Below are 7,695 nucleotides of genomic sequence, written 5' to 3'. Positions count from 1 at the left end.
CCGACAATGCCCAGGCTCGCAGGTACGCGAGCTGGCCCATCGGCCAGGCCTCCTGGCCGATGCCCTTTCGGCAGAAGGAACAACGGATGTTCGCCCCCGCCAACCAGACGCATTTCAGCCTGAGCCTGCCCGGCGTCGAGCACGATTTTCAGGTGCTTGAGTTCACCGGCCACGAGGTACTCAGCCAGCCCTTCGTGTTCGAGGTCACGCTGGTCAGCCAGCGTCCGGACCTGGAGTTGGACACGCTGCTCGGCCAGCCGGCCTTTCTCACCCTGGATGCGCAGGGCAACGGCATCCACGCCCAGGTCCATGCCTGCGCCCAGGGCGATTCCGGCCAACGCCTGACCCGCTATCACCTGACCCTGCGCCCGCAGCTGGCCTGGCTCGGCCACCGGGTTAATCAGCGCATCTTCCAGCACCTCACGGTGCCGCAGATCGTCGCCCAGGTACTGAGCGACCACGGCGTCCTCGAAGGCAGTGGTCAGCGCTTCCAGCTGGGCGGTACGTATCCGGCTCGCGACTACTGCGTGCAGTACGACGAATCCGACCTGCACTTCATCCAGCGCCTGTGCGAGGAAGAAGGCATCCATTACCACTTCCAGCACACGCCCGATGGCCATGTGCTGGTGTTTGGCGACGACCAGACCGGTTTTCCCAAGCTTGCTACCACCGCCTACCAGCAGGACTCCGGCCTGGTGGCGGACGAGCCGGTGATCAAGCGCTTCGCCCTGCGCCTGGCCACCCGCACCAGCCGCGTCACCCGCCGCGACTACGACTTCGAGAAGCCGCGTCTGCTGCTGGAAGCGGCCCACAAAGGCGAGGCCAAGCCGGACCTGGAAGACTACGACTACCCCGGCCGCTTCACCGAGCGCGGCCGTGGCAAGCACTTGAGCCAGCGCGCCCTGGAACGCCATCGCAGCGACCAGCAGCTGGCCGAAGGCGAGAGCGATCAGCCGCTGCTGCGCACAGGCCATTTCCTCGACCTCTCCGCCCATCCGCGCGCGGACTGGAACCAGCTGTGGCTACTCAACGAGATCCACCACGAGGGCAAGCAGCCCCAGGTGCTGGAAGAGTCCATCACCAGTTTCCTCGGCGGCCGCAAGGAAGCAGGACAAGCCGACGACGGTTTCAACCAGGGCTACCGCAACCGTTTCAGCGCCACGCCGTGGGACACACCCTGGCGGCCGCCGCTGGACCACCCCAAGCCGCGCATCCTCGGCAGCCAGAGCGCCGTGGTCACCGGCCCCAAGGGTGAAGAGATCCACTGCGACCAGTACGGCCGGGTGAAGGTGCAGTTCCACTGGGACCGCGAAGGTCAGGCCGACGACACCACCAGCTGCTGGCTGCGCGTCAGCTCCAGCTGGGCCGGTGACCGCTACGGCGGCATCGCCATTCCGCGCATCGGCATGGAGGTGCTGGTCACCTTCCTGGAGGGCGATCCCGACCAACCCCTGGTCACCGGCTGTCTGTACCACAAGGAACATGTCGTTCCCTACGACCTGCCGGCGAACAAGACCAGGACCGTCTTCAAGACCTTGAGCAGCCCGGGCGGTGGCGGCTACAACGAGCTGCGCATCGAGGACCGCAAGGGCCAGGAGCAGATCTACATCCACGCCCAGAAGAACTGGGACGAGAACGTCGAACACGACCAGAAGATCCGCATCGGCCACGAGCGCCACGACACCGTCGAAGCCAACAGCTACACCGAGCTGAAAGCCGAGGAACACCACACTACCCACAAGGATCGCAAGACCGAGATCCGCGCCAACGACCACCTCACCGTGGCCACCAATCAGCATGTGAAGCTGGGCACGGGGCAGTTTGTCGAGGCGGGCAACGAGATACACCTCTCCAGCGGTCTCAAAGTCATCCTCGAAGCCGGCGCTGAACTCACCTTCAAGGCCGCCGGCAGCTTCATCAAACTGGACGCCAGCGGCGTCACCCTGGTCGGCCCGCAGATCAAGATCAACTCGGGTGGAGGGCCGGGTGGTGGAACAGGTGCGGCGCCCATCCTGCCGGGCAAGGTGGTAGCTGCTGACAGTGATAAAGCAGGCGAACTATTGATCCAGGCGCAACGCCAAGCGCTGATGCAGAAGAAACCGCTATGTGCCATCTGCGAAGCAGCCAAGCGGGAGGCTGCGGATGCCGAGTAATGACCGCCCGCATTCCGAGCTGCCGGCCGGACTGCCATGGGATGCCCAGGTGAGCCTTCTGCTCGACGGCATCAGCGTGGAAGAACTACCCCGCCGACTCTATGAGTGGAACCCAGAGCCTGACTTCGAACCGCTGTATGCAGGTACCCGCTGGTCCGACCTGAGCGACGTCTCTCCTTGCCTGGTGCGCCTGAGTGGCCCTGGTGATCCGGCGCTCGTTCAGCATCTGCAGCATGCCGATGAGGAATGGGGCTATCTGTTGTTCAGCAAAGCCGACCGGGAAGATCAACTGATGCACTTACGCTGGCTAAGCAGCGTCAGGCACCCTCTCGGCGAAGAAATACTCCTTCGCCTGGCCGACCCGGCGGTAGCCGGAGCCTTGCTCGAACATGCCATGCAGATAGGCGATGCCACCCTGTTCGGGCCATTCGAGCTTATTGCCCTGATAGATCGCACGAAACATGCCTGGCGCCAGTATCCCCGCCCGGCGACCGGTCCCAGAATCGCCCGGGAGAAACCCTATCAACTCTCCGAGGATCAGCTGGAACTGCTGGGAGAGGTCAGCCTGCGCAGCTGCGTCATCCAGCTCGATGCACATATGCATGAGTTCTTCCCCAGCTATCAGCCCCAGCTGCAGGGGCCGGAGCGCTGGCAGCATTTACACGGGCTTGCCTCGAATGCCTATGCGCGCGGTTTCAACAGCGAGCGAGCCATCACCCTATACGCCAACATTTTTGGCTTTCTCGGCGAGCATGCCCTGGAGCGGCACGCTGACATCGCAGCCTTGCTGAATACGCCCTCCGCAGCATCTCCCGAACAGCGTATCGAGCAGGCCGCCGAGCTGGCCTGGGAGCGAGCCGAGTCCATGGAAAGGAATCCCACATGACCGCCCAGCAACCACCACGCAGCAGCGGCAAGAATCCGAACCTGGCGCCCAAGAGCAGCAGCGACGCCAAGGCCACAAGCGGCGCATGTCCGTTGATGAAGAACAAAGTGCAACTGCTGCCACTGCGCTATGGCTTGGTAGAGCGCCTCGACCCAGCCAGCGAAGTAGCAGTGCCTTACAAACTCAAATCGAGGCCACTGGGCATCCGGTTAATACGAGATGGCTGGCTGTATGTGATTGATAACAGCACCGGCTATTTGCATGAGTACCGGGTAGAGAAAGGTTCTGTCACCAAGTTTCTCTGGAAAGGTAAGGAGGCCACGCAGGACAAGCGTCAGGGCAACCTGACAGATGATCGTTTGGTCTTTCCGCGCGGAAGTACCCTGCATGTCAGCTTTTCGGAAGTGCAGTGGACCGCCTTCAAATGCTCACAAATGCTCAAGAGCCGAGCAGAGCGCGACCTTTTCATGCAAGTGGTCGATCTAACAAAAGCCGATTGCGAAAAAGGTGGCCCCCTCCTCCTGACTGAGAAACAGGCCGCCAAATGGATAGCGGAACTGGCCGAACAGCCTGCCTCTACCAAGGCCCCGGTGGGTGCCCACCCCGAGGAAAGCCAGGACTATTGCTGGGAACACCAACCGCTCTACCGCAAGACCCAGCTCGGCGAAGTGAAGAAAGCCCTACTGCCCAAGTACGAGCACGACCACCTCTATCTGGTGCTCAAGGACAGCATCGGCGTCATGCGTGACCTAGCCGACGAGCAGGACAAGGTCGTCGGCTGGATCGAAAGCTGGGTCGGGCAGCAACGCAAAGAGCTGAAATACGTCATTGGCAGCTATATCGAGACGCTGATGACAGTGAACAACTCCACCGCTCGCCAAGCCGGCACCAGTGAAGACTTGTTCAATAAAACTACCCCTGCCCAGCGCGAGAAAATCTACGCCTACATTCAAGCTCGCAATAAGTGGCTGTGGGAGAAGCGTCGTCCCCCGGTGGCGGAGAAGGTTGGCGGCTATTACGCCCGCAACGTCGTATCCGATCCTCGCACCATTGCAGCCAAGCGGGAGATGGATGCCAAAAAACAAGCCATGATCGACGCGCTCGGTGAAGACCTGTACGACGACCTTGAGGACGACATCGAAATACTCGAAGACCAGCACGAAGGGACCCTAGAGGGGAAAGGCTGGGGCGCCCGCGGTATCCACGACCTAGTCCGTCACGAGGAAATGCAGAAATACCTTGAAGATGAAAGGATTCATCTCAAGCGCTGGACCTCCCGCCTGGACCGTATAACCGACGACCGGATAACCATCTTCACCAAAGGCGAATTCCACCGCAGTGCCTGGTACTTCGACCCAGACCATCCCGATCAGTTAATGGCCGCGCTGGTCACCGAACAGAATTGCGTCCGCGATCTGTGTCGTACCGAGGAAAGCCTCGCGGCCATCGGCGAGTACTTCCATACCTATCCCTACTATGTGCTGCCTGCCTTCCAGACTCGCCTTACCGAAGCATTTCTCTCCAAGCAAATTCCCAAAATCGCCAAGTGGCTGGAGAAGGTCGGCAATGTCAAAAAGGCGATGGCCAAGGCACTTGCCAAACAGGAAGACATCGATGGCCTGCTGGGCAGCTATTGGGCCAAAAGCCTGAGCCTGTCACCTCAGGCTCAACAGGTCAGTCTGGTGATCAATGCGGCTTATGTGCCGGCACTTGCCATGCGGACCGACAAATGGCTGCAAAAGGCCCAGGCACAACTCCAGACCGGCAACCTGGATAAGCTGCTCGATGAGTTCGACAGTCATGCCAACAATGGCCAGCGCCTCGGTCAACTGCTTGCCCTGCGACAACAAGAAGCCTGGTTGGATCCGGCCAAACCTAATGAAATCCAGCGCTTCACCACCACCCTGGCTGACTTCAACAACCTGATCAGAACCGAGGACGAACTAGTCGTAAAGCGCAATCAAGCCCAACGCGACAGCAAGAAGCGCAGCCTTCCCCCGGCGCAACGCGAGCAGGCCAAAAAGCTAAAGCAGGCCTACAACCAGCAACTGGTTCAAATTCGCACCCAACGCGACAAGCTCCGCCTGCAACTGGAGCACAACCTAAGCCCAACCAGCACCCTGGCCCAAGGTCACAATGGAGTACGTATTCGTGGGCTGGATGCGGCCCAGCAGGTCGCGCTGGAGAATGAGATACGCCGCATGAGCAGCGGCCAGCTCAAGGGCTACGGTACTGCCGGCACCTACAAGGCCGCCTTCAAGAGTGCCTGGCTACCCAGCGTATTGTTCTATGCGCAAATACAGAATGCTATGGCAGCGCTGGGCACATGGCGCACCCTCGGAGCAGATCAAAGAACTCCTAAAGAGTTCTTTATTATGGCAGGGGCACTCTCAGGCACTGTTTCCGCAGGTCTGTCCATCTACCAAGGCGCCCATATCGCCATGGTGGATACCGTGCTCAAGGCTCTGAATACCAGCACTCAGCCACGCTCAGGAGCGCTTTTCTCAGTCCGCCTCGGCAAGTTGGGCCTGGCCTTGGGAACCCCCATCAGCTTCTTTGCCACGCTCGCCGCTCTGGGCACGACCTTGCAGAACTGGAACAAATGGACCGATGCCCTGCTTACGGGAACCACAGGCGAGAGAGTCGGCGCGGCCATGGCCCTGGCCGGAGATATGGGCAGCACCGCAGTCGGGGCCGCGACCACAGTCAAAGGAGGAATAGATATTTTCCTGCTGGGTCGCGAAGCCACAACACTGATGGGGGAAACACCGGCCCTGACCAGGCGCGCCGCGCTGTCCGCTGCCTGGGCAACCCGCGGCGTACGCTTCATGACGTTCGCCACCCGTATCAGCCCCTGGGGACTGGCTTTTACCGGCCTCCAGATTGGCGGAGAAACGCTCTACAACTACTTCAACCTGGACGATCACCAACGCTGGCTGCTGCAAAGCTGCTGGGGCCTCGAAGACAAGGCCTGGGACTGGACCAGTCACTACCAGGCGTTGGCCGAGGCAACTTTGAAACCTTTGATAAGTGAAATTGGCCCGACCCAAGACCGCGGCGACGGCGAACTGTGGCGTAGCTATCGCCTAGATGTGCCTGGCCTACGTGCCGCCAGCCTGGCGGAGCACCCCTTGTTCTGGACCGCCGAACTGCGCGGCGGGTTTGAACATGTGCGGGATGTGGGGCAAGAGCTACGCGATAGGCTCCGCGTGATCAGTCGCGAGCCCCTGGCCCTGGAATTACGTCTACCCATTGACTGGTTCGGCCCACAAAGCATGTTATCGCTACGTTTGGTCTGCCAGCCAGAGATGGCTGAAAAGCCGCTGCTGGGTGACAAGGGCTACCTGCATTACAGCCTGCCCTTGGTGATGACCCAACTGAAAAAGCCGATCACCGCCGCCAAAACCAGCCCACCACCTAGCTCGACGACGACATTCATCACGATCATGCCGGAGCACCTGCATGCCTGACAGCCAATACGAACGCCTGCCTCAAGCAGGCGATATCGAGCGTCAAACGGGCCTGGAAATCCTCTATCTGGCGCCCCGCCCGGTGCCGACCGGTCAGGCGGCAATCAGTGCTCAACAGATGCACCGTGAAATCAACTCCACCTACCTGGATTTTGCCCAAGGCACTGGGCGTATCGAGTTCGGCGTACGGGTCACCATGGGGACCCTTATCGCAGGCTTAGTCTTTTTCTTTACATGTGCCATTTTTCTGGGATGGGTTGACTATGTTGATCGTGGCTCATCAATCTGGAACTTTGTTCTGAAGTTCTTTTTTATGAACTGGTACATGTGGCTCTTCATGCTGTTCTTCGCCACAGCTTTTGGAGGCATCTTCGCCTATGCCGTCTACCAGGAAACCCGGCATCCCCCCATACGTTTCAATCGCCAGCGCCGCGAGGTCTGTTATGTGCCTGCCAAGGGCAAACCAGCTTTTATCCCCTGGGAAGAGCTAATCGCCTGCGCCTCGGTGGAACAGACCATCACCCAATATGCGCTCAACACCCATTTCGCCCTACGTCTTGGCTTTCGCGACACGCTGGAAGGGCAGATGTACTGGCTCACCGTGCCATCACCCAGCCTGATGTTTGCCGTCAGCGAGTGGGAGGCATTGCGCATCTTTATGGAACAAGGCCCCGACGCCCTGCCACCACCACCGCCAGCTGAGCATGAGGAAGGCAGCCTCGCCTACTTCCGGGCGGCCTGCGATATCTACCGCGAAGAGCTCGGCTTTATCCGCTATCGCAGCTGGTGGCTATTGCAGTTCTTCACCGGATGGACCATCCCCTGCCATGTGGCCGAGTGGTTCAGTCACCTGCCCAAGGCCGGCTTTCCCAAAGCCGTTCGCGAATGGTCTCAACCCCTGCCTGCCGAGCAATGGGCCAAACCCAGCGCAGAACTGTTGAAACAAAGCGCCGAAGTCCAGGCTGCCTACGCTCGCGGACTGAATTTTATGCAGTACTTCAAGGCCTCTTTCAGCGAGCCGGCGGAGAATATGCCCAGCAACATCTCACCGAGTCGCAAGCGCCGCGGCAAGGACAAGAGTCATCCGGCAAACGGCGAGGCAACTAGCTGAATGTCTGGTAGCCCGCATGAACGCCTACCCCACGCAGGGGACTTCGAGCGTGAAGCCGGCACCGAGGTGTTCTAC

Annotated in this window: 4 protein-coding genes; all 4 read left to right on the top strand. The window is 60.2% G+C overall.

Annotated elements, in window-relative coordinates:
• Nucleotides 1–86: 86 nt before the first annotated feature.
• Genes PTT45_RS21540 through PTT45_RS21525 form a run of 4 tightly spaced genes read left to right on the top strand, consistent with a single transcriptional unit; the run spans nucleotide 87 to nucleotide 7,620 of the window.
• Complete coding sequence (locus PTT45_RS21540; protein WP_273816034.1) at nucleotides 87–2,153, top strand: type VI secretion system Vgr family protein; 2,067 nt, start codon at nucleotides 87–89, stop codon at nucleotides 2,151–2,153.
• Nucleotides 2,143–3,039 (top strand): DUF4123 domain-containing protein, encoded by an 897-nt coding sequence (locus PTT45_RS21535; protein ID WP_273816033.1) that lies wholly within the window; start codon nucleotides 2,143–2,145, stop codon nucleotides 3,037–3,039. The genes PTT45_RS21540 and PTT45_RS21535 overlap by 11 nt, the downstream gene beginning before the upstream one ends.
• Nucleotides 3,036–6,509, top strand: a complete 3,474-nt coding sequence (locus PTT45_RS21530) for a toxin VasX (RefSeq protein ID WP_273816032.1) — start codon at nucleotides 3,036–3,038, stop codon at nucleotides 6,507–6,509. The genes PTT45_RS21535 and PTT45_RS21530 overlap by 4 nt, the downstream gene beginning before the upstream one ends.
• On the top strand, nucleotides 6,502–7,620 hold the full coding sequence (locus tag PTT45_RS21525) for a hypothetical protein (protein WP_273816031.1): 1,119 nt from the start codon (nucleotides 6,502–6,504) through the stop codon (nucleotides 7,618–7,620). Before PTT45_RS21530 ends, PTT45_RS21525 begins: the two co-directional genes overlap by 8 nt.
• Nucleotides 7,621–7,695: the final 75 nt, after the last annotated feature.

Origin of the sequence: Pseudomonas sp. Gutcm_11s, assembly GCF_028649395.1 — a bacterium.
In the GTDB taxonomy this organism is placed as follows: domain Bacteria; phylum Pseudomonadota; class Gammaproteobacteria; order Pseudomonadales; family Pseudomonadaceae; genus Aquipseudomonas.
The sequence above is the reverse complement of the archived record's forward strand: the minus strand, read 5'-3'. Positions and strand labels throughout refer to the sequence as shown.